This window comes from Pristimantibacillus sp. PTI5 (assembly GCF_048572955.1).
Lineage (GTDB): Bacteria > Bacillota > Bacilli > Paenibacillales > Paenibacillaceae > Pristimantibacillus.
On sequence record NZ_CP183886.1, the window covers coordinates 3,908,200 to 3,935,061 of the forward strand.

At 49.5% G+C, this 26,862-nt stretch carries 23 protein-coding genes; 21 read left to right on the plus strand and 2 right to left on the minus strand.

All coding sequences use genetic code 11. The annotated features are described in order from the left end of the window. Nucleotides 1-25 precede the first annotated feature (25 nt). The 3 genes from ACN6MW_RS17510 to ACN6MW_RS17520 all read left to right on the plus strand — a co-directional run bounded on the left by ACN6MW_RS17510 (nucleotide 26) and on the right by ACN6MW_RS17520 (nucleotide 3,457). Entirely contained in the window at nucleotides 26-895 is an 870-nt protein-coding gene (locus tag ACN6MW_RS17510; RefSeq protein ID WP_419871352.1) for a response regulator transcription factor, read from the plus strand. Beyond that, nucleotides 892-2,286 (plus strand): sensor histidine kinase, encoded by a 1,395-nt coding sequence (locus ACN6MW_RS17515; protein ID WP_419871353.1) that lies wholly within the window; start codon nucleotides 892-894, stop codon nucleotides 2,284-2,286. Before ACN6MW_RS17510 ends, ACN6MW_RS17515 begins: the two co-directional genes overlap by 4 nt. 349 nt (nucleotides 2,287-2,635) lie before the next feature. Beyond that, nucleotides 2,636-3,457, plus strand: a complete 822-nt coding sequence (locus tag ACN6MW_RS17520) for an alpha/beta hydrolase (protein ID WP_419871354.1) — start codon at nucleotides 2,636-2,638, stop codon at nucleotides 3,455-3,457. Nucleotides 3,458-3,597: 140 nt separating this feature from the next. Here the strand turns inward: ACN6MW_RS17520 and ACN6MW_RS17525 are convergent. Then, a protein-coding gene (locus ACN6MW_RS17525) for an IS1182 family transposase (protein ID WP_419871355.1) occupies nucleotides 3,598-4,949 on the minus strand; the annotation gives its coding sequence in 2 pieces (ribosomal slippage) (nucleotides 3,598-4,382 and nucleotides 4,382-4,949; 1,353 coding nt in all). Between the two features lie 303 nt (nucleotides 4,950-5,252). Between ACN6MW_RS17525 and ACN6MW_RS17530 the strand changes: the two genes are divergently transcribed. The 3 genes from ACN6MW_RS17530 (at nucleotide 5,253) to ACN6MW_RS17540 (ending at nucleotide 8,178) form a co-directional block, all read left to right on the plus strand. Then, complete coding sequence (locus tag ACN6MW_RS17530; RefSeq protein WP_419871356.1) at nucleotides 5,253-6,326, plus strand: DUF3048 domain-containing protein; 1,074 nt, start codon at nucleotides 5,253-5,255, stop codon at nucleotides 6,324-6,326. Nucleotides 6,327-6,546: 220 nt separating this feature from the next. Beyond that, a complete protein-coding gene (locus ACN6MW_RS17535) occupies nucleotides 6,547-7,158 on the plus strand; it encodes a DUF47 domain-containing protein (RefSeq protein ID WP_419871357.1) in 612 nt (203 codons plus the stop codon). A gap of 24 nt (nucleotides 7,159-7,182) precedes the next feature. After that, nucleotides 7,183-8,178 (plus strand): anion permease, encoded by a 996-nt coding sequence (locus ACN6MW_RS17540; RefSeq protein WP_419871358.1) that lies wholly within the window; start codon nucleotides 7,183-7,185, stop codon nucleotides 8,176-8,178. Between the two features lie 580 nt (nucleotides 8,179-8,758). Here the strand turns inward: ACN6MW_RS17540 and ACN6MW_RS17545 are convergent. Then, complete coding sequence (locus ACN6MW_RS17545) at nucleotides 8,759-9,301, minus strand: tyrosine protein kinase (protein ID WP_419871359.1); 543 nt, start codon at nucleotides 9,299-9,301, stop codon at nucleotides 8,759-8,761. A gap of 236 nt (nucleotides 9,302-9,537) precedes the next feature. Here ACN6MW_RS17545 and ACN6MW_RS17550 point away from each other — a divergent pair, with 236 nt between their 5' ends. From ACN6MW_RS17550 to ACN6MW_RS17620, 15 genes are all read left to right on the plus strand, one after another. After that, nucleotides 9,538-9,828, plus strand: coding sequence for a YerC/YecD family TrpR-related protein (locus ACN6MW_RS17550; protein ID WP_053372669.1), 291 nt, complete (start codon nucleotides 9,538-9,540; stop codon nucleotides 9,826-9,828). Between the two features lie 11 nt (nucleotides 9,829-9,839). Then, the gene (locus ACN6MW_RS17555) at nucleotides 9,840-10,622 is read left to right on the plus strand and encodes a sirohydrochlorin chelatase (RefSeq protein ID WP_419871360.1); all 783 of its coding nucleotides are present in this window, start codon (nucleotides 9,840-9,842) and stop codon (nucleotides 10,620-10,622) included. 64 nt (nucleotides 10,623-10,686) lie between these two features. Next, nucleotides 10,687-11,595: a diacylglycerol kinase gene (locus ACN6MW_RS17560; protein WP_364151527.1), complete on the plus strand. Its 909-nt coding sequence runs from the start codon at nucleotides 10,687-10,689 to the stop codon at nucleotides 11,593-11,595. An 80-nt stretch (nucleotides 11,596-11,675) separates the two neighbouring features. After that, a complete protein-coding gene (gene rlmD / locus ACN6MW_RS17565; protein WP_419871361.1) occupies nucleotides 11,676-13,169 on the plus strand; it encodes a 23S rRNA (uracil(1939)-C(5))-methyltransferase RlmD in 1,494 nt (497 codons plus the stop codon). A gap of 402 nt (nucleotides 13,170-13,571) precedes the next feature. Further along, nucleotides 13,572-14,486: a ribokinase gene (gene rbsK, locus ACN6MW_RS17570; protein ID WP_419871362.1), complete on the plus strand. Its 915-nt coding sequence runs from the start codon at nucleotides 13,572-13,574 to the stop codon at nucleotides 14,484-14,486. A 25-nt stretch (nucleotides 14,487-14,511) separates the two neighbouring features. Beyond that, complete coding sequence (rbsD, locus tag ACN6MW_RS17575; RefSeq protein WP_419871363.1) at nucleotides 14,512-14,910, plus strand: D-ribose pyranase; 399 nt, start codon at nucleotides 14,512-14,514, stop codon at nucleotides 14,908-14,910. Nucleotides 14,911-14,939: 29 nt separating this feature from the next. Then, complete coding sequence (locus tag ACN6MW_RS17580; RefSeq protein ID WP_419871364.1) at nucleotides 14,940-16,442, plus strand: sugar ABC transporter ATP-binding protein; 1,503 nt, start codon at nucleotides 14,940-14,942, stop codon at nucleotides 16,440-16,442. After that, nucleotides 16,432-17,379 (plus strand): ABC transporter permease, encoded by a 948-nt coding sequence (locus tag ACN6MW_RS17585; protein ID WP_419871365.1) that lies wholly within the window; start codon nucleotides 16,432-16,434, stop codon nucleotides 17,377-17,379. Before ACN6MW_RS17580 ends, ACN6MW_RS17585 begins: the two co-directional genes overlap by 11 nt. A gap of 36 nt (nucleotides 17,380-17,415) precedes the next feature. Further along, nucleotides 17,416-18,366, plus strand: a complete 951-nt coding sequence (locus tag ACN6MW_RS17590) for a D-ribose ABC transporter substrate-binding protein (RefSeq protein WP_419871366.1) — start codon at nucleotides 17,416-17,418, stop codon at nucleotides 18,364-18,366. Between the two features lie 105 nt (nucleotides 18,367-18,471). After that, a complete protein-coding gene (locus tag ACN6MW_RS17595; protein WP_419871367.1) occupies nucleotides 18,472-19,455 on the plus strand; it encodes a LacI family DNA-binding transcriptional regulator in 984 nt (327 codons plus the stop codon). Nucleotides 19,456-19,733: 278 nt separating this feature from the next. Further along, nucleotides 19,734-21,524 (plus strand): extracellular solute-binding protein, encoded by a 1,791-nt coding sequence (locus ACN6MW_RS17600; RefSeq protein WP_419871368.1) that lies wholly within the window; start codon nucleotides 19,734-19,736, stop codon nucleotides 21,522-21,524. Between the two features lie 104 nt (nucleotides 21,525-21,628). After that, on the plus strand, nucleotides 21,629-22,525 hold the full coding sequence (locus tag ACN6MW_RS17605; RefSeq protein WP_419871369.1) for an ABC transporter permease: 897 nt from the start codon (nucleotides 21,629-21,631) through the stop codon (nucleotides 22,523-22,525). An 11-nt stretch (nucleotides 22,526-22,536) separates the two neighbouring features. Beyond that, entirely contained in the window at nucleotides 22,537-23,415 is an 879-nt protein-coding gene (locus tag ACN6MW_RS17610) for a carbohydrate ABC transporter permease (protein WP_419871370.1), read from the plus strand. Nucleotides 23,416-23,463: 48 nt separating this feature from the next. Further along, nucleotides 23,464-25,245 (plus strand): sensor histidine kinase, encoded by a 1,782-nt coding sequence (locus ACN6MW_RS17615; RefSeq protein WP_419871371.1) that lies wholly within the window; start codon nucleotides 23,464-23,466, stop codon nucleotides 25,243-25,245. Then, a complete protein-coding gene (locus ACN6MW_RS17620) occupies nucleotides 25,220-26,836 on the plus strand; it encodes a response regulator transcription factor (protein WP_419871372.1) in 1,617 nt (538 codons plus the stop codon). Before ACN6MW_RS17615 ends, ACN6MW_RS17620 begins: the two co-directional genes overlap by 26 nt. Nucleotides 26,837-26,862: the final 26 nt, after the last annotated feature.

Sequence of the window (26,862 nt, forward strand, 5' to 3'; positions counted from 1 at the left end):
GATAGAAAAGCGGGTGTCCTGAGCTATGCGTATATTATTGTTGGAGGACGAGGAGTCCATCCGCGGCTTCGTCCGCATTAATCTGAAGCGCAATGAAATGGAGGTCCTGGAAGCAGAAACGGGAGAAGCTGCGTTGGCTCTCGCAGAAACGGAAGGACCGATCGACATTGCGCTGCTTGACGTTATGCTGCCAACGATCAGCGGATTCGAGGTATGCGAGCAGCTGCGCGCCCGTTATCCGCGAATGGGCATCATCATGCTGACGGCAAAATCGCAGGAAGAAGATAAAATACACGGGCTGGAGCTTGGCGCAGACGATTATGTGCAGAAGCCCTTCAGTCCGGGCGAGCTTATTGCGCGCATTAAATCGCTTTATAGGCGTATGACGCCGGTTACGGCGGAGCAAGAGCAAGTACAGGAGCAGGCGGCGGAGCATGAGCATGAGGCTGGCGCAGCCGCCGAGAGCCGGGCAGAAGAACGCGCTGCTGCCGCGGCTGTAGAAGAAGCCGCTGCATCCGGCGTGGCAGCCATCCCTCCTGCACAGCAGCAAGCGCAACCGGCATTTCCCTATGCGGGTATGCATCCTGAGCTGATCGTTCGGCCGTTTCGGCTTTCCGTGTCGGAGCGCAAGCTGTGGAAACGCGACCGGGAAATTATTTTGACGCCGACGGAATGGACGCTGGTCAGACTGCTGATGGAACGGGTAGGCGAGAGCGTCAGCCGCGATCATATTTTGACAGAGGTATGGGGCAGATACTACGTCGGCGATCTCAAGGTGGTTGACGTCAACATACGGAGAATCCGCCAAAAAATCGAGAATAACCCGTCCGATCCGGCTTTTATTGAAACGGTATGGGGCTACGGCTATCGCTGGAAGCGGGGCGTCGACGAATGAAAAGCGTACAAACGCGCATGGTATGGAGCTATTTGCTGCTTATCGTGCTTGTCGTCAGCGTACTCGGCGGCGTGTTTGCCGCATTGATGTGGAATTACTATTACGGTAGCGCGCAAAGCTCGGTTAAGCAAAGAGCGGAAACCGCGCTGACGCTGCACAGCCGGTCCCTCTCCTCCCTTACGGTACAGGATCAAGGCGATTATATGCTGCAATACATGGTGGAGAGCGGAACGAGGCTCCAACTGCTGGACAGCACAGGCCAAATCCGCATTGACTCCGACGGCTTCGCGCCGGATATCCGTTATACCACGTCCGACGTGAAATCCGCTATCGCAGGTACGACGGGAAGCTGGAGAGGCGTCGATCCGTATTATGGCGAACGCGTGATGTCCGTGACCATTCCGCTATGGAATGAAACGCGCGTCGTGTCGATGCTTCGTTACTCGGCCTCGCTTGGACAGGTGGATGCGATGGTAAGCCTGCTTATCCGTATGGCGGCGGTAGTCGGTATCGGCGTTGTGCTGCTGTTTCTTGGGTTAAGCTTGTTTCTGGCCCAGCGGATCGTGAAGCCGATCCGCGAGCTTACAAGGGCGGCTCGCTATATGGCGGAGGGAGATTGGACTCGCCGCGCCATTCACCGCAATGATGATGAAATCGGACAGCTGGCGGAAACGTTTAACGTCATGGTCATGGAGCTCAGCAGGCGCGAGAAGCTGAAAGATGATTTTATATCGTCCATTTCCCATGAGCTGCGCACGCCTTTAACGTCGATAAAGGGATGGAGCGAGACGTTGAAGGAAAGCGAGCCTACCGAGGATGACGAAGAGGTTAAGCTGGGTTTATCCATTATAAGCAGGGAAACGGAGCGTTTATCGGGTCTTGTCGAGGATCTGCTTGATTTCTCGAAGCTGTCGGCGCGGACGATGGAGCTGCACAGCGAAGTGCTCGATTTCAACGGTCCGGTAAAGGAGACGGTCAACCAGCTCGCGGTGCGTGAGGAGCATACGCGCGTACGGATTCTTGCCACCTACGGGAAGAGCCCGATTACCGTGCGGGGAGATGCGAACCGTTTGAAGCAGGTGATCATTAATTTAATCGACAATGCGCTCAAATTTACGCCGGCGGGCGGTACGATACGCGTGGTTACGAAGACGGAGAAGGATGTCGCAATGCTCACCGTATCGGATACCGGCTGCGGGATCGAAGAAGAAGATTTGCCGCATGTTACGGAAAAGTTTTATAAGGCGAGCACAGGCCAAGGCGGTTCCGGGCTTGGACTTGCCATCTGCAAGGAAATAATTGAGCTCCACGGCGGTCAGCTTACGATTGACAGCGAGCGTGGAGCCGGAACGATCGTGACGATTCGGGTGCCGCTCATGCATGAGGAGTAGATCCAGCCTCTGACATTAGCGCGCCCGGGTCGTCATTCTTTATAGAAAAGCAGTTTGCGCTTGGCAATCACATAAGCAATTGCAATGACGATCCCTAGGATAAGCAATAGGGAAAGCCAATTCTCTTTCATCCATGCAATCCATAACGGCATGGTTTTGCACCTCCTAAACCTGCTATATTGCCAATCCTATGCATAGTATGTCCCAATTCGCTGCATCGTAAGTGGGGCGGTTATATTTTAAATGCGTGATTGACAGGTTCGGAGCAGGGATGCTATTATGGTTTTATTGTTAAATCATACTATACAGGTAGGAATTATTATATATAAACAAGCAGGAGGTTATCGGGATGGAAAAGCACTTGACGCTGCGGCATAACGAGCTTGAGCTTGCGGCAACGCTTCATTACCCCACAGGCGGAAATAAGACGGATTCAGAGAAAAGACAAGCGATCATCATATGCCATGGCTTCATCGGCTCCCGCATCGGAGTTGACCGCCTGTTCGTGAAGACGGCTCGCGCGCTTGCAGCGCAAGGCTCTTACGTTCTGCGCTTTGATTACGGCGGCTGCGGAGAGAGCAGCGGAGATTACGGCGCTCTCGGGTTCGATTCGATGGTCGATCAGACCAGAACCGCAATTGATTACGTGGCAAGCATGGACTGCGTCGATCCGCGCCGGATCGTGCTGCTCGGCCATAGTCTTGGCGGTGCGGTAGCGATTATGACCGCCGTTAAGGATAAGCGGGCGAAGCGGCTGGTGCTTTGGTCCCCGGTAGCCTATCCGTTTAATGACATCGTACGTATCGTGGGACGCAGCAGCTATGATACCGCCGTTACAGCAGGCAGTTCTGATTATCAAGGGTATACGCTGCAGCCTGTATTCTTCGAATCCCTGCTTCAGCATCAGCCGTTTCAAGCGGCTACGAGATTTGGGGGAGAGGTGCTGCTTGTGCACGGCACGAGCGACGAGTTGATTCCGGTAGACTACAGCTTCCTCTACCAGAAGGTGTTCTGGACACGCAGCGAAGGCTTATGCGATAAGGAAATTATTTTTCAAGCGAATCATACGTACTCCGCGCGCAGCCATCAGGAGGAAGCGATTCGCGTTACCTCGGAATGGTTAGGCGGTCTCGATAAGCAGCAGGAGGATTGGCATCACTGGAGTATTTAAGCATACGTTAGCGATAGAGGGCGGCTCTTGCATGCAGAGCCGCCCTCAGCTTGTAGAGAAACCCACGTTTTTTCAAAACGACGGGTTTCTCTTTTGTTTTTTATCTTCTCTTTTCGTGAGAAACAGAGGGTTTAAACCTCTCACGCCCTCCGTTCCAAGTGGAGGGCGATCTTCTTCATGTTCTGCACGGCGGCGGTCATCAACGCTTGTTCCATTACGTTGTTTAACCCGCGCAACCGGCAATAGCGAAACCCGTGGAGCTGTTTAGCATCCGCGAAGCTTCGCTCAATCGTTTCTTTTCGTTTTCGGTACAATCTTTTGCCCGACTTGCTTAAGCGGTTTAATCGTACTTGCTCTTTACTGTCCTCCCAGATGTGCCGGGTGACGATCTTACGTTTGTTACGTGAGCGCGTACACTTTTCTAGCATGGGACATGCTGCACAGATCTTCGGATCCGAAGCATAGTGTCGGTATCCGTGTCGGTCTGTCGTTCGGTAAGGCAATTTTTGTTGCTGGGGACAAATATACAAGTTCCGTTCGGCATCATATGTAAATTTCCATTTGGGATATAACCCTTGTGTCGGTTGAAATCTGCGGTGCGCAATAACACCATAAATGTTGCGGTCTTCAAGTCCCTTGCAAATCGGGGTCGTCATATAACCAGAATCAAGTGCGACTGCTTCAACTGCAAAACCAAAACGTTTACGCTGACGATCTAATCGAGAGAGGTACGGCACGGAATCGTGAACATTTCCTGCGGTTACGAAAACATCAGTAATGAGGTTGCACTTCACATCGACGGTACGATGGTCCAGATAAAAGAAGCCTTCCGGCTTGCCTTCCCGAAACATATATCCGCTGTCCGGGTCTGTTGTACTGACCTTCACTTCCTTGTCTTCGTTCACCTCCTCTCGTGGTTTTAGAGCTTTTTTCCTTGCGCTTTACGGTCGGTTTCAATTGCCGAGTTCAGTTCATCCAAATAATCCCTTGTGTTCTGCTGAACCTGCTCTTTTGTATATTTGTTTTTATTCGCATTCGCTTTCACGTGCGTGGAGTCGGATACCAACACACGGCCGCCAATCATACGGTGAGAGATGGCTTGCAGCACGATCTCATCAAAGATGTCCTGGAAGACAGAGGTATCCTTAAAACGCGTACGACGATTCCAACTGATCGTGGTGTGGTCTGGAACGCGATCGGTTAGCCCAAGTCCTAAAAACCAACGATAAGCCAAATTAGTCTGAACTTCACGTTCAAGTTGGCGTTCGGAACGTATGCCATAGAAATAGCCTAGAAAGATCATTTTGAAGAGAACAAGCGGGTCAATAGCTGGACGACCGTTATCCTGCGAATAAAGATGGCGAACCTTCTCATCGATAAAGGTGAAATCGATGTGCTTATCGATCTTGCGAAGCATATGATCAGAGGGCACTAGCTCCTCAATGGAAACCAATTCGTAATTTTGTTGCTTATCTCGATTAGTACGCAGCATCACGACACCATCCGTTCGTTTTAATTACTATAATTATACTGTATTAACGCGGTGTCGTGTTAAATTAATTAAACAAAAAGAAGACTGTCGAGACTTTCTCGACAGCCTGAGGGCGGCTCTTGCATGCAGAGCCGCCCTTTTTATTTGGCCTGGCGCTTAGACTGGCCGAGAGAAGGAAGCTCGCTTTTTCTAAACGAGAAAGCAGCTTTTTTGTCGAGACAACGACTCTGAATTATGTTTAAATGGAAGTGGAGTGTAAACGAATACAAGCTAAGCTTTACGGGGAAAAGGCAGGGTAACCGTATGAAAAAACAAATCCAAAATCCGGCAGCAGTGCTGCTAATATCGCTTACGCTTCTCTTGTCGGCATGCAGCGGAGGAAACGCGGGAGAAGGCGAAACGCCGCGGCAAACCGATAGCAGCGAACCGACGGTCACGGCAGAACCGGCAGCAGAGCCGACGCCTCTTCCTTATGATGCGCCGCTAACCGGTTTAAAGCTGGAGAAGGCAGCGGAAGCAAGGCCGATTGTCGTTATGATTAATAATTTTGCGGCGGCTCGTCCGCAGTCCGGGCTGACGAACGCCGACGCGATATGGGAAGTGCTTGCCGAAGGCGGCATTACGCGCTTGATCGCGGTATTTCAGAGCACGGATGCATTGACCGATTCGATTGGTCCAATTCGCAGCATTAGGCCTTATCTCATTGATATCGGTGACAGTTACGGAGCGGTTCTTGCCCATGCGGGCGCGAGCAACGACGGTTATGATGTGCTGCAGCACCAAGGCAAACCCTATTTGGACGAGATCTCGAATGCAGGCAGTTATTTCTGGAGAAGCAAGGAACGGAAAGCGCCGCATAATTTGTATTCGAGCCTGGAGAAGCTGCGCTTGGGCGCAGAGAAGAAAAAGTACAGCTTGGATAAGCAGGTTCCTCCGTATACATTCGCGGAAGCGGGCTCGGCAGAGGCAGGGGTTCCGGCCTCAGACATTACGATTTTCTTCTTGCTCAAAAATTACAGCGTGGGCTATGTGTATGATTCCGCATCCGGTTTATACAAACGCTCCATCGGCGGCAAGCCGCATATGGATATGAACAATAACGAGCAGCTTGCGGGAACGAACCTCGTCGTGCTTGGAGCGGATCATAGAACGCTGGACAATGAGGGAAGGCTTGAGGTCGATTTGACAAGCGGAGGCTCGGCGATTTTGTTCCAAAAGGGCAAAGCCATTGAAGCGGAATGGGTCAGGGCTCCCGACGGCATGATCCGGATTGTGAAAAACGGAGTAGAGCAGCCATTCGTTCCTGGCAAAACCTTCTTTCATATCGTGCCGAACAAACCGACATTCGAAGGTCATGTTTCTTGGGTACAAACATAGCACATTGGAGACACTGTTAACAGGCGTTAACGGATGAGCTTCCTGGGTATAGAATGGACGCAATCTTGTAACGGGATTGTGTCTTTTTTATATTTATTTTGAAAATTTAAAAGTTTTCATAAAACCTTTACATTCTCTTAACAATTCACCTGTAAACTATGTTAAGATATTGTGGGCTCAGCAGTGCGCCTAAACATCAAGCCGGGTAAAGGGGATTACGATGTTCAAGAAAAAGGATATTTTCTTTAAGACGTTCGAAGAAATGGCAGACGCTATCGTTGAGGCCGTTGAATTCTTCGCCAAAGGACTGTCAGACTTATCGGATGTATCGGCTTTCGCCAAAACCATGAAGGAATACGAAAGCAAATGCGACAAAAATGTGCATACGATTTTGAAGGAATTGAACAAAACGTTCATCACTCCGATCGAGCGCGAAGATATTATGGCCCTTACGACTTCGCTTGATGATGTGCTTGACGGCATTGAAGCTTGCGCGTCTCGTTTTGAAATGTACGACATCCGCGAGAAGGACGAGTACATAACCCTGTTCGGCGACATTCTCGTTCGTTCCTCTCACCAAATCAAGAAGGCGATTTACTTGCTGACTGAGCGTAAGCTGCTTGCCATCCGCGAGCCGAATATTGCGCTTAACGAGTTGGAGAACCAAGCAGATGACCTGCTTCGGGTTTGTATTAAGAGCTTATTCACGAACGTTACAGATCCAATTGAGCTGATGAAGCGCAAAGAGATTTACGAGATGCTGGAGCAAACGACCGACTTCTGCGAAGATGTTGCCAATACGCTGGAATCGATCATTATGCGTAACAGCTAATCTGGAGAGTAGGAGTCTTAAACAATGGATTTAATGGTTCTATGGATTGTAGTATTTCTAGCGCTTTCGTTTGATTTTATAAATGGATTCCACGATACGGCCAATGCCATTGCGACTGCAGTATCTACCCGGGCATTAAAGCCTAGGGTTGCAATCGTCATGGCGGCTGTGATGAACTTCGTCGGTGCCATTACCTTCACAGGTGTTGCTGCGACAATCGGCAAGGGCGTCGCTAATCCGGCTGAACTGGAGCAGGGCGTTCCAATCGTTATCGCTGCCTTATTGTCCGCGATAGCATGGAATTTGCTCACTTGGTGGTTTGGCATTCCTTCCTCATCCTCGCATGCATTGATCGGCTCCCTTGCGGGCGCGGTTATCGGTGGAGCAGGTATGAGCGCGATTAACTCCGGCGGACTGATCAAGATCGTACAAGCGTTGATCTTTTCACCGCTGATCGCTTTTTCGGCCGGTTTTATTATCATGTGGATATTGAAATTGGTGTTTGCCAAGTCTAGTCCGCATCAAGTCAATAAAGGCTTCCGTTTTGGCCAAATTCTGACGGCCGCGTTCCAGTCGTTCTCTCACGGTACGAATGACGCGCAGAAAGCAATGGGTATCATCGTATTTGCGCTAGTAGCATCCGGCATTCAGACAACGATGGACGTTCCGCTCTGGGTTAAAATTTCCGCAGCGACAGCGATGGCGCTCGGTACTTCGGTCGGCGGCTGGAAGATCATCAAGACGATGGGTACAAAAATTTTCAAAATCGAGCCGATCAACGGATTTGCCGCTGATATCGGTTCCGCCGCGGTTATCCTGACGGCAACGATGATTCACCTGCCGGTAAGTACAACGCATGTTATTACCTCTTCGATTCTCGGCGTAGGCAGCGCAAAGCGCTTCTCCGCTGTAAAATGGGGCGTTGCAGGCCGTATCCTCATTGCGTGGATCATTACCATTCCGATTACGGTCATTATGGCTATGGTGTTCTATTGGATTATTCATTTCTTCTTCCTATAGGAGGAATGACCAGAAATAGTGAGGAAAACCTTACTCGTCATGAGCAATTGCTTCATGGGAGATGAGGTTTTCATCACTATTTTTTGTGTTTTCAATTAAACGGCGGCACTTGCGATGTGGACAACCGGTATCGAAATTACGCGAAATTTGCGTGTATGCACAATTTTAATAACAGCTGTGTATGGAATCGCTGCGGTGATAGCAAGAACAAACAGCGAATTGGGAAATGATGTTGTGGATGAGCGGGAAATGAAGCAGCGAGCTCTCGAAAACGCAGGGGATATGCACATCGAATGAACAGCTGTGCATGAATCGCCATAGGGAATCTGACGAAGCCTGTCGAAGGTTGCACTTGTGCACAGGCGATACTGAAATCCAGCCATCGCGATTCAAATTCCTGTGGATAGCTTAGTGAAAATGTTATCCACAGGAGAATAACTTGATTTTCTAGTGTGTGAAAATGTGTATAAATCATCGAAAAAAAAAGCATCCCTGGTTGCTGCGCAGCGCGCTGCAGCCAGGGATGCTTCACTTGGAGCGATGTAGGTTAAATAATCCGAAACGTACCTATGCGGGAGATCTAACGGCGGCGTTTTGGCTTGCGGCGGCGAACGCCGTTATTGCTGGAGCCGGAGCTGGGCTTGCGACGCTTGCGGCGCTTTGGTTTCCATTCTCCGTCGTCATCGTCGGAATCGCTCGATGACTTTTTGCTGAAAGAGCCCATGAGCACTTTGACCAGCGGTGCCATTTGGGAGACGCTGGACACCACCTTTTGAACTTTCGTAACCGTTGTAAGAATACCGTCAATACCGCCAATCCGATCGACGAAACCTTTGATTTCGCCGAGGCTGGCAAGGGAGAAGCCGCCTGCTTTGGAGCTGGCGGTCGTATCAATGACCTCGGTTGTTGCTTCCGGTAAAACGGCGGGCAGGATATCCTGCGTAAGCGGGGACGGTGCTGCCGGAGGCATCGTTGGCAGATCTCCGCCAAAGTTGAAGCCGTTCGATTTCATGCCGCTCGACTTCATGCCGGACGATTTGCTTGGCTGGCTTTCCGTAAACCGTTGGCCGCCGTGCCAATCGTAATGCTGGTTGCCGTTACCGGGGTTATTGCGATAATTCACACGGATCACAACCCTTCTTTTATAACAGTCTATGGAGTAGGCGAACATACGGATTGGACGAATGCCCCGGTATAAGGGATTTTTTCTAGATAAATGCCCTGTGCTTGTATGCTTCTTCGCCTCAAAAATATGCCGTCCTTATCTTCCGTTCTGTAAAGCGTGAATACGGTAATGTTTGAAAAAAACGGTTAAAAAAGATACAATAGTAGCATTAGTTTTATTAGGAGTGAATACGCATGCAGCTTAAAAAGCTGAACGATAAAGCAATAGATCAATTATTCGAAGCGATACTTACATTGAAGTCGGTCGAGGAATGTTATGTGTTCTTTGACGATTTGTGCACGGTGAATGAAATCCAGTCGTTATCGCAAAGGCTTGAAGTGGCGCGTATGCTCGGCAAGGGCAGCACGTACAATGCCATCGAGGCAGAGACGGGTGCAAGCACGGCAACGATTTCAAGGGTGAAGCGTTGTTTGAACTATGGCAATGACGGTTACAAAATGGCTTTAGAACGTCTGGGAAGGTAGGTAATCCTTCGATGAAGCCAGGCATTCTCGTGATTAGTCACGGCTCCAGAGAAGCTGCATGGGTCAAGCTGGTCGATGATGCCGTAACGGCGGCCGCGGCTTCGCCGCGATTATCAGATATTCCAATCGTGTCGTCCTTTCTCGAAATAATGGAGGGACGGCTTATTCAGGATGGCATCGACGAGCTTGAACGCCGGGGCGTAACGGACATGTGCGTCGTGCCGTTCTTCATTTCGTCCGGCAGCACGCATGTGGATGAAATCGGGCAAGCGTTTGGCTTGCCTTGGCTTACGGATTTGGAGGGCGACCTCGGAACGTTTCGCGTATCGGCGAACGTGCGCTACGGCCTCCCGATCGATGATGATCCGGAAATTGCAGAGCTGCTAGCTGCGAATATAGCGGAATTGTCCACGGAGCCAAGCAACGAAGCATTGCTGCTTATCGGACACGGCAGCAAGGAAAAGGTGTTCCACGAGCGCTGGCAGGAAGGTCTTATGAAGCTCGGCGCGCGGCTGCGCGCGGTTGGCGGCTACAAGCGGGCAGAGTATGCGATGCTGTTGCCCGATCAAGCCGCGTCGAAGCTAGCAGCGATGCTGGCGGCGAACCCGGAGGAAGCGGTCATTGTGGTGCCGCTGTTCCTGAGCCGGGGTTATTTTACAAACCATGTGATTCCGACTCGACTTACCGGACTAGAGTATCGATATAACGGCAAGGCAATGCTTCCCAATCAAGCCATTGTAAGATGGCTGGAGCGTCAGATGCTGGAGGGCCTGCAGCGTTTGAATGAAAAGTAGGGAGCATTGTTTTATTTATAGAGGCTAGGTTGAATGGATGGTTAGGGGTGGAGCCGAGATGGCAATCAAACGGGCGAGACTTATTTATAACCCGACATCGGGAAGAGAAGAAATGAAAAAGCGTCTGCCTGATATTCTTCAGCGGCTTGAGCAGGGCGGCATCGAAACGAGCTGTCACGCGACGATCGGCGAAGGAGATGCAACGCTGGCGGCAGCGGAAGCGGCGGATCGCGGTTATGATATGATCATTGCGGCGGGCGGCGACGGAACGCTTTATGAGGTCATTAACGGTCTCACGAGCAAGGAAAACCGGCCTCCGCTGGGCATACTGCCGGTGGGCACGACCAATGATTTTGCGCGGGCGATGGGTATCCCGAAGCACTGGGAGTACGCTGTCGACCTGATTATTCAACAATACAGCCGGCCGATTGATGTCGGGAAGGCGAATGAGCGTTATTTTATCAATATTGCCGGGGGCGGCTCCATGACGGAGCTGACATATGATGTGCCGAGCAAGCTGAAGACGATGATAGGCCAGCTGGCTTATTATATGAAGGGCATGGAGAAAATGACCCGCCTTCGTCCAACCGAGCTGACCTTCCAGGCTGCCGGCGTTGGCGAGTTCCACGATGAATTCATGATGTTTCTTATCTGCAACAGCAACTCGGTCGGCGGCTTCGAGCGGCTAGCGCCGGACTCTAAGCTGGATGACGGCTTATTGGATGTGCTGCTTATCCGCAAATGTAACCTGCCAGAGTTCATTAAGCTGGTTACGCTGGCGCTGCGCGGCGAGCATTTGAACGATCCGCATGTGATTCATTTCCGGACGGATGAGTTGAAAGTAACGACGCCGGATTACGTGCAGATCAACCTCGACGGCGAATATGGCGGCGTGCTGCCATGCACGTTCTCGGTGCTGCCATCGCATTTGCGGATTTTCGCGGATGAGACCGGAGAGTCGACTTACCGTTAAGCGCGGATGAATGTTGGAATTAGGGAATAATGGATAGCTATAAGCATGCAACAGCATTGAAGATAGAGCGGAGAGAGTTTATGAACAAAGGCAGAAGCAGAGGCGGCAAAGGGAGATCGCGCGGCGCGGCGGGTACGAATGCGGCGGCGGTTCCGGTAGATGCGCCTTTTCAGAAAAATGAAGAAGTCACTGTCGATATTATCGGCTTGACGCATGACGGAGAAGGGGTAGGCCGCGCTGACGGCTTTACCCTTTTTATACAGGGGGCGCTACCCGGTGAACGGGTGCGCGCCAAGGTGATGAAGGTCAAGAAGCAATACGGCTATGCCAGACTTGAAGAGCTGGTGCTGAAGAGCCCTTCGCGGATTGAGCCGCCTTGCGATATTTATAAGGAGTGCGGCGGCTGCCAGCTGCAGCATTTCGATTACCCCGCGCAGCTGGAGTGGAAGCGGCAGCATGTCGTGGACAATTTGATGCGGATCGGGAAGCTGGGCGTTGCCGGTGAAGGCAGTCTTGCAGAGGGGAAGAACGCTTCTGAGGGAATCATCGTGCATCCAACGGTTGGCATGGACGAGCCTTGGCGATACCGGAACAAAGCTTCGGTGCCCATTGGTACCAGCGCGCATGACGGGCAATTGATCGCCGGCTTCTACGCGCGCGGCAGCCACCGGATCATTGACATGGACGATTGCCTCATCGAGCATGAGCATAACGACGAGGTGATTCGCGTCGTGAAGCGGATCGGCCGGGAGCTGGGCGCTTCGCCTTACGATGAAGAATCGGGCCGCGGCGTGCTGCGCCATGTGATGGCGCGGACGGGCGTCGTGACAGGCGAAATCATGGTCGTGCTGGTGACGAACGGCAAGAAGCTGCCTCAGGCGGAGCAATGGGTGAAGCGTATCCGCGAGGAGCTGCCCGGCGTGAAGAGTATCGTTCAGAACGTTAACGAGCGGAACACGAACGTTATTTTCGGCGATGAGACGCTTGTTCTCTGGGGCAGCGAGGTCATCTATGACGAGCTCGACGGTATCCGCTTCGCGATTTCGGCGAGATCATTTTATCAAGTCAATCCGATGCAGACGGTTGAGCTTTACCGCAAAGCCGTGGAATACGCCGGATTGACGGGTACGGAAACCGTAATTGATGCTTACTGCGGCATCGGCACCATATCGTTGTTCCTCGCTCGGCAGGCTGGACGCGTCTATGGCGTGGAGATTGTACCGGAAGCCATTGAAGATGCGGCTCGCAATGCGGCGTTGAACGGCATAACCAATGCTTCTTTTGAGGCTGGACCTGCCGAAGTTGTCATTCCGCGCTGGCGCAAGGAAGGCATTACGGCGGATGTGATCGTCGTTGATCCGCCTCGCAAAGGCTGCGACCCTGCATTGCTCGAGACGATTCTGGCGATGCAGCCGGAGAGAGTCGTTTACGTGAGCTGCAATCCTTCTACCCTGGCAAGAGATCTGCGCGTGCTTGAGGACGGCGGATACCGGACGGCTGAGGTTGTGCCTGTGGATATGTTCCCTTGGACGGTTCATGTGGAGAGCGTGGTCTGGTTAACACGTGGGGGTTAATACAGAGAGCTGAAATCCTGGTATCTGTTGGGTTTTGGGGTGTAGTACAGAATAGTGATAGTGGCAGTACAGAGGTTGTAAGTGATATGTAATATTATACAAAATAATCGTAATTCAATATAAAAGAACGTCAAAATGACGCTAGGAAGAGTTGATCCTAAGCGTCATTTTTTTTGTCCTGAAATCTGATTGGTAAACAAGAATTCAAACGTATCGTCAGCTGATTAATCGGCTGAACGGAGTAGATAACCGCAGCAGACGTATGCATGAAGCCATTACTTGTTTTCCTAGCTTTTAATTTTGCAGTTGACATTATTAAGATGGAGTAATAAAATGAGAAAAAAATGTGTAACCGATTACACAACATGAATCATAATCTGCTGCAGATAAAGAGGTGCTAAATTGACGAAGCCGAAAATTACAATAATAGGAAGCATGAATATAGATATGGTGACAGAAACAGAGATCATGCCGAATCAAGGCGAGACGATTTTTGGTAGCGTTTTCTCTAGCTTCACTGGTGGAAAAGGAGCTAATCAAGCCGTAGCTTGTGCACGCCTTGGGGCACAGGTGACGATGATCGGCTGTGTTGGCGAAGATCACTTCGCAAAGCAGCTCATGGAGGATTTGGAGAAGGAAGGTATCGATACGACCTATGTGAAAACGGTTCCACATATCTCAACAGGGATAGCGACGATCACTATATGCGACAATGATAATCGAATCATTGTTATCCCCGGGGCAAACCATTCCCTGCATCCAAACGATATTTTGGACTTGAAGGAAGTCATTGCCAACTCGGATATGGTCTTGCTTCAGCAGGAAATTCCATTCGCTACAGTGGAGACAGCGATAAGGCTCGCTAATGAGCTGGACATTCCGGTTATGTTGAATCCTGCTCCCGCGATTAAGCTGCCTAAAGAGCTGCTTGAGCAGGTTCATATGATTACGCCGAATGAATTCGAGCTTGCCATATTGTTAGGCGTTGACGACAAGCAGGAACAAACTTACGAGCAGTTGCTTGAGCTGTATCCGCATCGTATCGTGATGACCGGCGGCAGCAAGGGCGCATTTTACAAAACGGCGGGCAGCGAGATCGTACATGAGCAGGGGAAAAAAGTAGAGGCGGTCGATACCACCGGTGCAGGAGATACCTTCAACGGCGCACTGGCAGTGAAGCTGAGCGAGGGGGCGTCGCTGGATGAGGCGGTTAAGTTCGCAGTCGCTGCCAGCGCACTATCAGTTACCAAGCTTGGTGCACAGAGCGGTATGCCTTTACGGCCTGATGTCGAACGCTTTATGGAAACGCAATCTTAATATTTAACTTCGAGAGGACTTACAGATGAAAAGAAACGGCATATTAAACAGTGAGATAGCAGCAGTTATTGCCAGAATGGGCCACACCGACTGTATCGTAATTGGGGATTGCGGGCTGCCGATTCCTGATTCGGTTAAACGAATCGATTTGGCTGTAAAGCCTGGGCTACCGTCTTACCTTGATACGTTAGAAGCGGTGCTTGCCGATATGGAGGTTGAATCAGCCATCATCGCCACTGAATTGACGGAGCAAAATGTTCCGGTCTATGACAGCACAAAGATGCTGTTGAACGGCATTCCGATCAAGCAAGTATCGCATGAGGAGCTTAAAAGACTAACCTTACAAGCGAAAGCGGTGATTCGTACGGGCGAAGCAACGCCATACGCGAACATCATTCTGCAATCAGGCGTTTTTTTCAAATAAAGGCGCTGTTCAGCAAAGGGGTGGCAACAATGGAGTTTCTAATTGATATGACTGGCATTCATAAATCCTTTTCCTCCGTACAAGTTTTGAGGGACGCCGCATTTCAGCTCAAGCCAGGCGAAATTCACGCACTGATGGGGGAGAATGGCGCAGGCAAATCAACATTGATGAAAATTTTGACCGGTGTGTACAAGGCCGACTCTGGCTCAGTGAAGGTCAAGGGGCAGGAAGTGATGTTCACGGATCCGAGGCAAGCTGAGGAAATGGGCGTTGCGATCATTCATCAGGAGCTGAACATTATTCCGAAGCTGTCCGTTTCCGAAAACATGTTTCTCGGAAGACAGCTTACCTATGGCAAATCCGGAATTGTACGCGATAAGGAAATGAAACGCAAGACGCGTGAATATTTACAGCGTCTAGGTGTTGAGCTTGATCCAGATGCTGAGGCGGATACATTGTCTATCGGACAGCAGCAAATGATCGAGATTGCGAAAGCGCTATCTAAAAATGCCGAAGTTCTTATTATGGACGAGCCGACTGCGGCACTGACGGATCGCGAAATCGAGGCTTTGTTTAAAATAATGGATCAACTGCGGCGCGAAGGTGTAGGCATTGTCTACATCTCACATCGGATGGAGGAAATCTTTCGGATGTGTGACCGTATATCCGTTCTGCGTGATGGAGCTTTTCTCGGAACGGAGAAGATAGCCGAAACGACGGTTGAGCATATCGTTCGATTAATGGTCGGCCGCGAGATTGGCGAACGTTATCCGGAGCGCAGAAGCAAAATTGGAGCGGAGCGGCTTCGCGTAGAGAATTTAAGCGACGGCAGGAAGCTAAGCGGTATAAGCTTCTCCGCAGCAGCCGGAGAAATAGTCGGCATTGCCGGACTTATGGGAGCAGGCCGGACGGAAATTGTACGTATGCTGTTCGGGGCCGACAAGAAAAGGCAGGGTAAAATCTTTATTGACGGCCAGGAGGTTGCAATCAACAGCCCGGCGCGGGCTATCGAAGCGGGGATCGTGTTCGTGACGGAAGACCGCAAGCATCAGGGATTAGTGCTCGGCATGTCTGTCCGTGAAAATCTATCCTTAACTAATTATAAGCGTATTGCTAGCTCTGGCGTGATTTCTGCCAAAAAGGATAACGAACTGTCGGATAAAATGATTAAGCGGTTTAATATTAGAACGCGTGATCCTGAGCAGACCGTTAAATCGTTAAGCGGAGGCAATCAGCAGAAGGTTGCCATCGGCAAATGGTTAGGCGAGCTGCCAAAAGTATTCATTATGGACGAGCCGACAAGAGGGGTAGACGTCGGGGCAAAAAAGGAAATTTACAGCATGATGAACGAGCTTAGCGAGCAAGGCGTCACGATTATTATGGTTTCATCTGATTTACCCGAAGTTTTAGGCGTAAGCGACCGCGTTATTGTCGTTCATGAGGGGCGCATCTCCTCTATTTTGGACAAGGCGCAAATGAATCAGGAAACAATCATGCATGCGGCGACAGGAGGAAGCGGCAATGGCCATTGACAAAAAACAACTATCATCTACTTTGCAGAAGCTGGGTCCGCTCATCGGACTTCTTATTATTACCGTCATTTTAATCATAGCAAGCCCAAATTTCTTGACCGTAAACAATATATTAAACGTGTTCCGCCAAGTTTCCATTAATGCTTTAATCGCTTTTGGCATGACCTTTGTCATTTTGACCGGGGGCATCGATCTATCCGTAGGCGCTACGCTGGCACTATCTGGAGCATTGACCGCAGGGCTGTTGAACGGCGGGATGGACCCATTAACCGCTATCATCATTGGACTTGTTGCTGGTGGAGTTATGGGAGCGATTAATGGTCTTCTGATTACGAAGACAAAAATTGCGCCATTTATCGCAACGCTGGCGACGATGACCATATACCGGGGCTTAGCACTCGTCTATACGGATGGCAGGCCTATAACTGGATTTGAAAGCGAATTATTCACATTAGTTGGCGGCGGTTACTTTTTTGGGGTACCCGTTCCGGTTATTATTACAATCATTATTTTCGCCGTATTGTTTTTTATCTTGCGCAAAACGACTTTCGGCAGAAATATATACGCAATCGGAGGCAATGAAGAGGCTTCGCTGCTTTCAGGCATTAAGACCGGACGCTTTAAGATTTATGTGTATGCCTTGACGGGACTGCTGTCGTCGCTTGCGGGAATCATTCTTACGTCTCGCCTGAACTCAGCGCAGGCAAATGCCGGCACGGGCTATGAGCTGGATGCCATTGCAGCTGTCGTGCTGGGCGGTACTAGCTTATCCGGCGGCAAAGGATGGATCGTGGGCACGCTGGTGGGAGCGCTCATTATCGGCGTTTTGAACAACGGCTTGAATCTTCTTGGTGTCTCATCGTTTTATCAGCAGGTGGTTAAAGGGATGGTTATACTGTTGGCGGTATTGCTTGATCGCAAGAAAGCCAATAGCTAAATCATATAATTCAAACAAAGAAAAGGTGGTTGCAACATGAAAAAGACAACAAAACTAGTAAGCATCGGTATGATTACAGCACTGCTCCTTGCAGGCTGTTCAACAACGGCTCCAGGCTCAGGAAACAAAGAAGCTGAACAATCCGGAGCCAAAACAGAGGGCATAAAGATCGGACTTGCCGTATCGACGCAAAGCAATCCATTTTTCGTTACATTGAAGGAAGGCGCCCAGACAGCTGCGGCGGCTGGATCGGCTGAGTTGATTACCGTTGACGCGCAGGATGATGCCGCAAAGCAAGCGTCCTCGATCGAAGATTTAATTCAACAAAAGGTAGATGTCATTATTATTAACCCTACAGATTCGGCAGCGATCGTTCCCGCAGTGGAATCCGCTAACGCAGCAGGCATTCCCGTTATTACGGTTGATCGTACGTCCGACGGCGGAAAAGTAACGACGCATATCGCTTCCGACAACAAAGCTGGCGGCGTGCTTGCTGCGAAGTTTCTCGCTGAGCAGCTTGGCGGAGCAGGCAAGGTTGTCGAGCTAGAAGGTATTCCGGGCTCTTCTGCAGCCCGCGAGCGCGGTGCGGGCTTTAATGAAGAAATCGCCAAAACGAGCGGTATCCAAATAGCGGCCAAGCAGCCTGCCGATTTTGATCGGGCTAAAGGTTTGACCGTTATGGAAAACATTTTGCAAGGAAATAAGGACATTAAAGCCGTTTTCGCTCATAATGATGAAATGGCGCTTGGCGCTCTCAAGGCGATTGAAGCAGCAGGCGCAGCTGGGATCCTTGTCGTCGGCTTCGATGCGACAGATGATGCTGTAAAGGAAGTATTCGCAGGGAAATTGAGCGCGACTGTAGCGCAAAAACCTGATATGATGGGTATTTTAGCAGTACAAACCGCAATAAAGATTGCCAAAGGTGAGACGGTTGAGGCATCGATTCCTGTTGAGCTAGAGCTCATTACGAAAGATTCCGCTAAATAGTAACGTGCAGCTTTAAGGCAAACAAGTGTATTTACGTTCCCGCGAGCGTAAATACACTTGTTTTTATCAAAAGCCAAGCTGAATCGCGAAAGGATTATGCTACTAATGACTACAATTAAAGATGTTAGCAAACTAGCTGGCGTGTCAGTTGCCACCATATCCCGACTGCTTAATCAAAGTGGCTATGTCAGCAAGGAAGCAGAAATCGCAGTTATGGCAGCGATAAAAAAACTGAATTATAAGCCAAACAATATTGCAAGAAGCTTGGCAGGCAAAAAAACAGCTGCCGTTGCTTTAATGGTGCCAGATATTTTAAATCCCTTTTTCCCCGAAATAGCGCGCGCTGCCGAGGACGCTGCAGCGGCTCACGGCTTCACGCTCGTGTTATGCAATACGGATAATAATCCGGATAAAGAAAAAAAGTATATCGAAACACTTATCAATAAGCAGATAGACGGCATTATTATTTCATCCTATACCGTACTGCCTGAGCAAATCATTGCCTTACAGGACCGCGACATTCCGATTGTAGCTATCGATAAATCTTTTTCCGACTATCCCATCCTTTCGGTCACTGCAGCGAACCGTAAGGGCGGTGAAATGGCAGTTGATCATCTTCTATCTGTCGGCTGTCGCAAGATTGCGCATATTTCTGGCCCTACGCATGTGCATCCATCCAGGGAGAGAACGCTTGCCTATGAAGAAGTGTGCAGAGATTTGCCTTGGTTTATGCCAAGTCTGATCGGTTATGGCAACTTCAGCGTTGCAGGGGGCTATCAAGCAATGAAGGATATTTATAAGCTGCATCCTGATGTGGATGGTGTATTTGCAGGCAATGATTTGATGGCATCTGGAGCATTAAAGGCGTTAATAGAGTTGGGAATCAGAGTCCCGGAGCAAGTGAAGCTAATCGGCTTTGACGGCATTCGAATGGACATGGTTTACCCTGAAATTACGACCATCTCACAACAAATTTATTCGATCGGCAAAACCGCAATGGATTATTTGATCCGTTTAATCAACAATGAACCAATCGAGCGTAAAAATTACGAGTTTGATGTGGAACTGCTGCGAAAGGCTACAACATAGCGCCTCGGGCTGTCCCCTGCATCTGAGTTAAAATCAAAGGCAGTTCTTAGGAATGAAAATCAAGGTTCACCGATAAATTCGAGTTGTTGGCCTATTTGTATATGGAACACAAGCCTAGCCCTTATCGATAAGAGGGTTAGGCCTTTTTTTGTTGTAACGAGTTTGCTTCGGTAAATGTACGTTTTGCGATATCAAGTTAAAAATCGAATATATACGCCATATTGCCATGTACCTATAATTTGAAGTGTACCAACCAATGTACAGAAAAGGGGTAAACTATGAGTCGATATTCGAAGGTTGCAAGGCTATTAACGCTTTCGATTGCAATTGGACTACTAACGACATTAGCCGCTTGTACGAACAGTAACAATCAAAACTCGGCAAGTCCGTCAAGCTCAGCTAATAGTCCATCTGCATCGGAAACCGGTAATGCGGCAGAGTCGTCGAAAGGATGGAATCAGAAGTTCGACCCTCCGGTTACAATTACGACTGCTATCGTAGATGATGGAACTTCGAGGGGCAATGCGTTCAAGCCCGGAGAGTCTATGGAAGACAACGTGAATCTCCGTTGGATGAAAGAGAATATGGGAATCAACGTGAAATTCGATTTTATTGTAACAAAACCGGAAGATTACGATACGAAACTTCGCCTCCTGCTTTCCAGCGGCGGCAAGCTGCCTGATGCATTCGCGGCAGGGGGCGATCCGTTACAAAGCTTGCTCTCGGCCAATAAACTGATGCCTCTGGACGAAGCCATCGAGCAATACGCGCATCCCGAGTATAAGAAGATGTTGGAGACGTATAGTTACGCACTGGGCGAAGTCAAGAAAGACGGCAAGATTTACGGTTTGCCAGCTTTCTTCATGGGTGACGAAGGCACTGTGATGTGGATTCGCAAAGACTGGCTTGACAATCTGGGTCTGGAGCCACCCGCAACGTTGGACGAATTCGAAAACGTTCTCAAGCAATTCACAGAGAACGACCCCGATAAAAACGGACAGAACGATACGATTGGTTTGGCCGTGCCGCTTAAAGAAGGGCCTTGGACTTGGATGGGTCAGACAGACGCGATCGTAGGCGCCCTCACCGATCAAATGATCAATACTTACGACGTGCGCTTGTTCTGGAACAAGGGTGCAGACGGCAAGTTGAGCTACGGCGCGATCCATCCGGACGCCAAACTGTATTTGCAAAAAATGAGGGATTGGATGAGCACAGGCTACATGGATAAAGAAGCCGGAATCAAGGATCCGGCGAAAGCCTCCGAATTGGTTGCCAGCGGTAAGGCCGGCATAATGTTCGGGCCGTTCTGGATGGGCGATTGGCCGCTCGGAGACGCCACTAAGAACAATCCAGAAGCCGACTTCCAGCCGTATCCGCTTCCAGCCGGTGCGGACGGAGAGGCGAGACGCGCGGAGAAGCCATTGGCCCAGGGCTTCACGGTATTCAACAAAGACTTCGAAAATATCGAAGCCTGGTTTGCGTACTTTAACAAAATATTCGCGAAGAAATTGGAGATGGAAGGTGACCCGTACTTCGATCCGCGTTGGAAAGACGGTTACTACGAAGGGTACGATTACGTGAAATTGGACGGCAAAATCATCAAGAGCAACTACGAAGCCGCAGGTGTCCCGGCAGACCAATGGCCGCTGAAAGACGGCGCCACGATAGATATGAGATTCATGATGACGAATATTCTCGGCAACTATACGAGTATTCCGCACTCCAACGTTGCAGCGGTCAAGAAGTTTTTGGCCGATCCAGACGCCGAGCCCTTAACGTCGATGGAAATCGACGTCAAGCAAATGAAGAAGAGACAACTTGACGCCGCGGGCGTTCGGATTAACCAAAACATCACCGAAGGCAAAAACTATTTTACCGGTCCGATGACGCCGACGATGAAATCCAAAGGCGAATTGCTGAAGAAACTCGCTACAGAAAGCTATCTCAAAATCATTTACGGAGAAAAACCGATCGAGTACTTCGACGAATTCGTAAAACAATGGCTGGATAACGGCGGCCAGAAGATTACGGACGAAGTCAACGAATGGTACGCGAAAAACCAGTAATGATCGCTGATCGCAATTGAAGTAAGAATAAATTGAAGACGGAGGAGAGGGCAGCCTTTGCTCGCTCCTCTTCTATTTTTCAGATGATAGGAAGTGTGTGCGTAATGGCAGCGTATTGGCGAAAAACTTGGCCGTTTCATGTGCTATTGTTGCCGGCTTTAGCATTGTGCATCGTGTTTCAATATATTCCTTTGTTCGGGGCCGTCATTGCCTTCCAAGACTATGAGCCATGGCTTGGGATCAAAAATTCGCCTTGGGTAGGCTTAGATCATTTCAGGTACCTGTTCACGTATCCGGACGGCAAGCAGGTCATTTGGAATACGTTAATCATTTCCGGGTTCAAATTGTTCGTGAACTTAATTATCCCGGTCGTTTTCGCTCTGTTGCTCAATGAAGTCCGTAAGACGTATTTTAAGAGAGTCGTGCAGACGCTTGTCTATTTGCCACACTTTTTGTCGTGGGTGATTCTGGGCGGCATATTGATCGATATTCTGTCAACAGAGGGCGGAATCGTCAATCGTATGCTGAATTCGTTCGACATCCCGAGCATCTTTTTCTTAGGTGACGGCGAGTGGTTCCGGTTTACGGTCGTTCTAAGCGATGTGTGGAAAGAATTCGGGTTTTCCGCGATTATATTTCTGGCAACGCTGGTGGGAATCAATCCGGCTTTGTACGAAGCAGCCGAAATCGACGGGGCTTCCCGTTGGCAGCAAGTCATATCGATCTCCGTTCCTCTTATTATGCCGATCATCATCGTTGTAGCGACGTTGTCGCTCGGTCGGATTCTGGATGCCGGATTCGATCAAATTCTAAATTTATATAACCCTTTGGTATATTCGCATGGAGATATCATCGATACGTTTGTCTATCGCGAAGGATTGAACAACGGACAGTTCAGCTTCGGTACGGCGATCGGACTCTTCAAATCGGCGATCGGCTTCGTCTTGATCGTGATCAGTTACAGAATGGCTTTCAAGTTAGCTAATTACCGGATATTTTAAGGAGGACGACCATGCGCTATCGCTCTAGAGGGTACACCGTATTTACATTCTCGAACACGATCTTTCTTACTTTGCTATCGCTGATTTGCATTCTTCCTCTCCTTCACGTACTTGCGTTGTCTTTCAGCTCACGGGCTGCGGCAACAGCGAATATCGTCAACTTCTGGCCTGTCGGCTTTACGACGGATGCCTATGTGAAGACGCTCGGCAACGCGAATTTCATCCGATCTTTGTGGATCGGAGTAGAGCGGACCGTGTTAGGCACGGTGTTGTCGATGGTTGTCGTTACGATGGCAGCATACAGTTTGTCGAAAACCAATCAAAAATTCCAGGGGCGTCAAATTTACATTTGGATTTTTGTCTTTACGATGTTGTTCTCTGGAGGGCTGATTCCCTCTTATATATTGGTAAGCAAGCTGCACTTGATCGATACCATATGGGCATTGGTAGTGCCTTCGGCGGTCAGCGTATGGAATATGATTTTGATGCTCAATTTCTTCCGGACGATTCCTCAGGATTTGGAAGAGGCTGCTCATATCGATGGAGCCGGCCATTTGAGAGTGCTTTGGAGTGTTTATTTGCCCGTATCGATGCCGTCCATTGCGACGTTGTCTTTGTTTACGATGGTTTACCATTGGAATTCATGGTTTGACGGCGTGATCTATATGTCTAATCCGGATGGGTATCCTCTTGCTACTTATTTACACTCCATGATTGTAAGTGACAATTTATCAAGAGTTGGTGTAACATTGGAAAGTATAGAGAATTTTTCTAATCGTACCGTTAAATCAGCTCAAATTTTTATCGGGGCATTGCCTATTTTGCTTGTCTATCCATTCTTGCAAAAGTATTTCGTTAAAGGAATCGTACTTGGCTCGGTGAAGTCCTAGAGGGATTTCGGCCTGCATCCAAAATAGGATTGAATCGGGTGAGCTTGAATGTTTAAAATCAGACGCGGAACAGCCGGCAAAATTAATATTTTCACGAAAGTCATGATCGTGATCGTCCTGATGCTTATCCCGATTATCGTCATGTATGATTCCTCGAATAAGACCAGCACGGAAGTTGTCGAACAAGAGCTGCTTCAGATCAACTTAAACCGGATCCGATTTTTCGTGGAGCAGATGGACGTCGAGGCGAATCGGTTATGGAGAGCCGCCTTCGTCGTCGCGACCGACCCGGATGCGTTGCAGCTGCAGCTCATGCCTTCCTCCAAACCCGACTATTCTCTATTGGCATCGAAGAGACTTCTGCTGCAGAAGCTCGATATGCAGTCGACCTCCTTCGAATGGGTGAACGATTTTACCGTATATTCTCCGCAATCGGATGTCGTCGTTTCTACGAATTTGAAGCAAACTTACGATGCGGATTACTTCAGGAATGCGAGCCAGGAACGTTGGGATTATCGCGTAATCGTGACGGACCGGGGACCGGAGAAAGCGTTCGTGCGAGATTTGATTACGCCTTTCGAGCAGCTTTCCAAGCAAGGAGATCCGAATTTGTATGTCGAAGTCACGTTCACTTCGAATAATCTTGTGAAAATGCTCGAAAGGTTTATGCAAGGCAGTGTCGGACAGCCGTTCCTCTATCATCCGGACTTTGAACCGATCATGCCGCGGGAGCTCGATCCTGAGTTGATTGGCGCCATGGCGGAGCAATTCGCTATCATCAAAGCGCAGAACCCGACCGAAGGGGCTGTCAAAATCACCTTTCGGGATGAACCGTATCTTGTCAATTACGTTACCTCAACCTCTCTGGGTTGGTATTTGGTCGATTTCCAGCCGATGAAAAAGGTGCTTGCGCCCATCAATCACAGCAAGCGGATGTTTTATGCCGCGGGTTTGCTTTTGCTGCTGATGGGAATCGCCTCCGCGGGCTTGCTGTACCGCAACGTGCAGAAACCGATAAACGATCTGATCCGGGCGGTGAGATCGCTCCGGCGGGGCGCGTACGATCATCGGATCAAGCGCGGACCCCACAATGAGTTCCATTATTTGATCGAGCAGTTTAACCTGATGTCCGAAGATATTCAGACGCTGATCGATAAGGTGTACACGGAACAGCTTCACGCCAAAGAATCCTCACTCAAGCACTTGCAGGCACAGATCAACCCGCACTTTCTGTATAATAACTTCGCCTTTATTCAAAGCATGGCGCAGCTGGAACGGACGAAAGTGATCGTCGCTTTCACGCAGCACCTGAGCCAATACTACCGTTATACGACCCGGACGGAACAACAATTGACTTCATTGGCCGAAGAAATGGAATTGATTCGCAATTACTTGGAAATCCATCGGATGCAGTCCGAGCGCCTGCATTTTCATGAACATATCGAAGAAGGAATGATGTCTATTCTTATGCCAAGGCTGCTGTTTCAGCCGCTGGTCGAGAATGCGATCGTGCACGGTATGGAAGGCAAGATAGGAAAGTTCGAAGTCGTCATAACGGGCAAAATGTCCGAGGATGGTTGGGAACTCATCATAGAAGACAATGGCGCCTCAATGCATCAAGATGATTTAGAATCTTTAAGATATTCCTTGTCATTGCAGGCGAGCGGGGATAGCAGCCTTGGACTGCGAAACGTTCATCAGCGTCTAAGGCATTACTTCGGGCAATCCTCAGGGCTATTGATCGAACATTCATCTCTAGGCGGGCTTCGCGTGGGGTTGATGATTAAGGACGGAGGTGATTCCGATGTTGGAAGTTCTGATCGTAGATGATATCCCCTCTCAAGTTGACAGCTTCGCTGCTACGATTCCGAAGGACGAACTTGGTATTGGCCGTATTCATAAAGCCTACTCCGGTAAAGAAGCTTTAAAGCTCTATCAGGAACAAAACATCCACATTGTCATTACAGATATCCGGATGCCGGAGATGAGCGGAATCGAGCTGATTCGGGAAATCCGCGAAATGGGGCGTCAAGTCAAAATTATCGTTATTTCGGGTTATGCGGATTTCGAATATGCGAAAAGCGTAGTCCCGTATAATACATCCGGCTACTTGATGAAACCGGTTAACCCGGATCAGATGCGGGAGACGCTAGGTAAATTAGCCGAAGAAATCGCATGCGAGACGAAGCTGCAACAACAGCAACAACGCGACGTATACGCATTTCGGGAAAATTTGCCCGCTCTGCAGGGCGAGCTGCTGAATCGTCTGCTGTACGGTAACGGCATCCCGGGGGCGGAGCTGGAACGGAAGCTTTTCCTGTTAAACTTACCATTCTCCCTGCAGCAGAAAGTAGGTTTGTTCATCGTTCGGCTGGAGGGCAGGCTTCAAGAATACGAAAAAATGGATAAAGAGCTTATTGAATACGCGGTTATGAATATGGCGGAGGAATTGTTTCGGGACGCCTTTCATTTGTGGTTCTGCCGCGATCATAACGAATACCTCGTCTTTATCGTTTCGGCCAAAGAGAGAACCGACGAGAAAGGGCAGACCCTTCAAAATGCGATGGACGTCCGGGCGGCAGCGCTAAAGAAAAAGGCGGAGTCCCTCTTGAGCGGCCACGTTTCCATCGTACTGGCCGAAAACTGGAGGTGCTTTCCCGAAGGCGTTCCCGAAATGTATCGATCGGTAATCGATGGAATGAGGGGGATTGAAGAGACGCGGCAAGGCGCATTTTTACGCATCGCGGGAAATCTCGCTCAGGCTCAGATCGGAACGCTGACGTCGCTGTATCGACCTCCCCTCCTGATTCATTTGCTCGATACGGGGAACTGGATACATGCAGAGGAAAAGCTAATCGAAATATTCGCTGAACTGAAAAGCGTGAACCATCCTCCCGAGCATGCCAATGAAGCCTATTTCGCCATTGCTAACGCCTATCAATATATAGCGCATAAGAAAGGAAAGTTACTTAGCGAGTTCGGCGAGTCCTCCTTCGGGCTCATGCCGGCCGCTCCTTCGCTTAAGCAGTTAGAGAAGTGGACATTCTTCATGCTCCGAAGTCTTAGAGAGCAATCGGAAGACTCATCCGAGAAGCAGTCATGTTTAGCCGACAAGGTCCATAAATACATCGTCGAGAACATGAACGACAAATTATCGCTGCAGACGATCGCGGCGCACATCGGTCTTCATCCCGCCTACTTGTCGAGAGCGTATCGTGCAGAAACGGGAAACAATCTGAGCGATTATATCCTTCGATATCGGATGGAATTGGCTTTGGATTTGCTGCGCAGCAGCGACAAAAAAATTTACGAGATCGCCCAAATCGTCGGTTATCAGGCAGTGCCGCATTTTATTAAGCTGTTTAAGTCCTTTACGTACATGACCCCGCAAGAATTTCGTGATCGAACGGGGTTGTCCTAAGGACTGCAACACGATGCATATGAAGA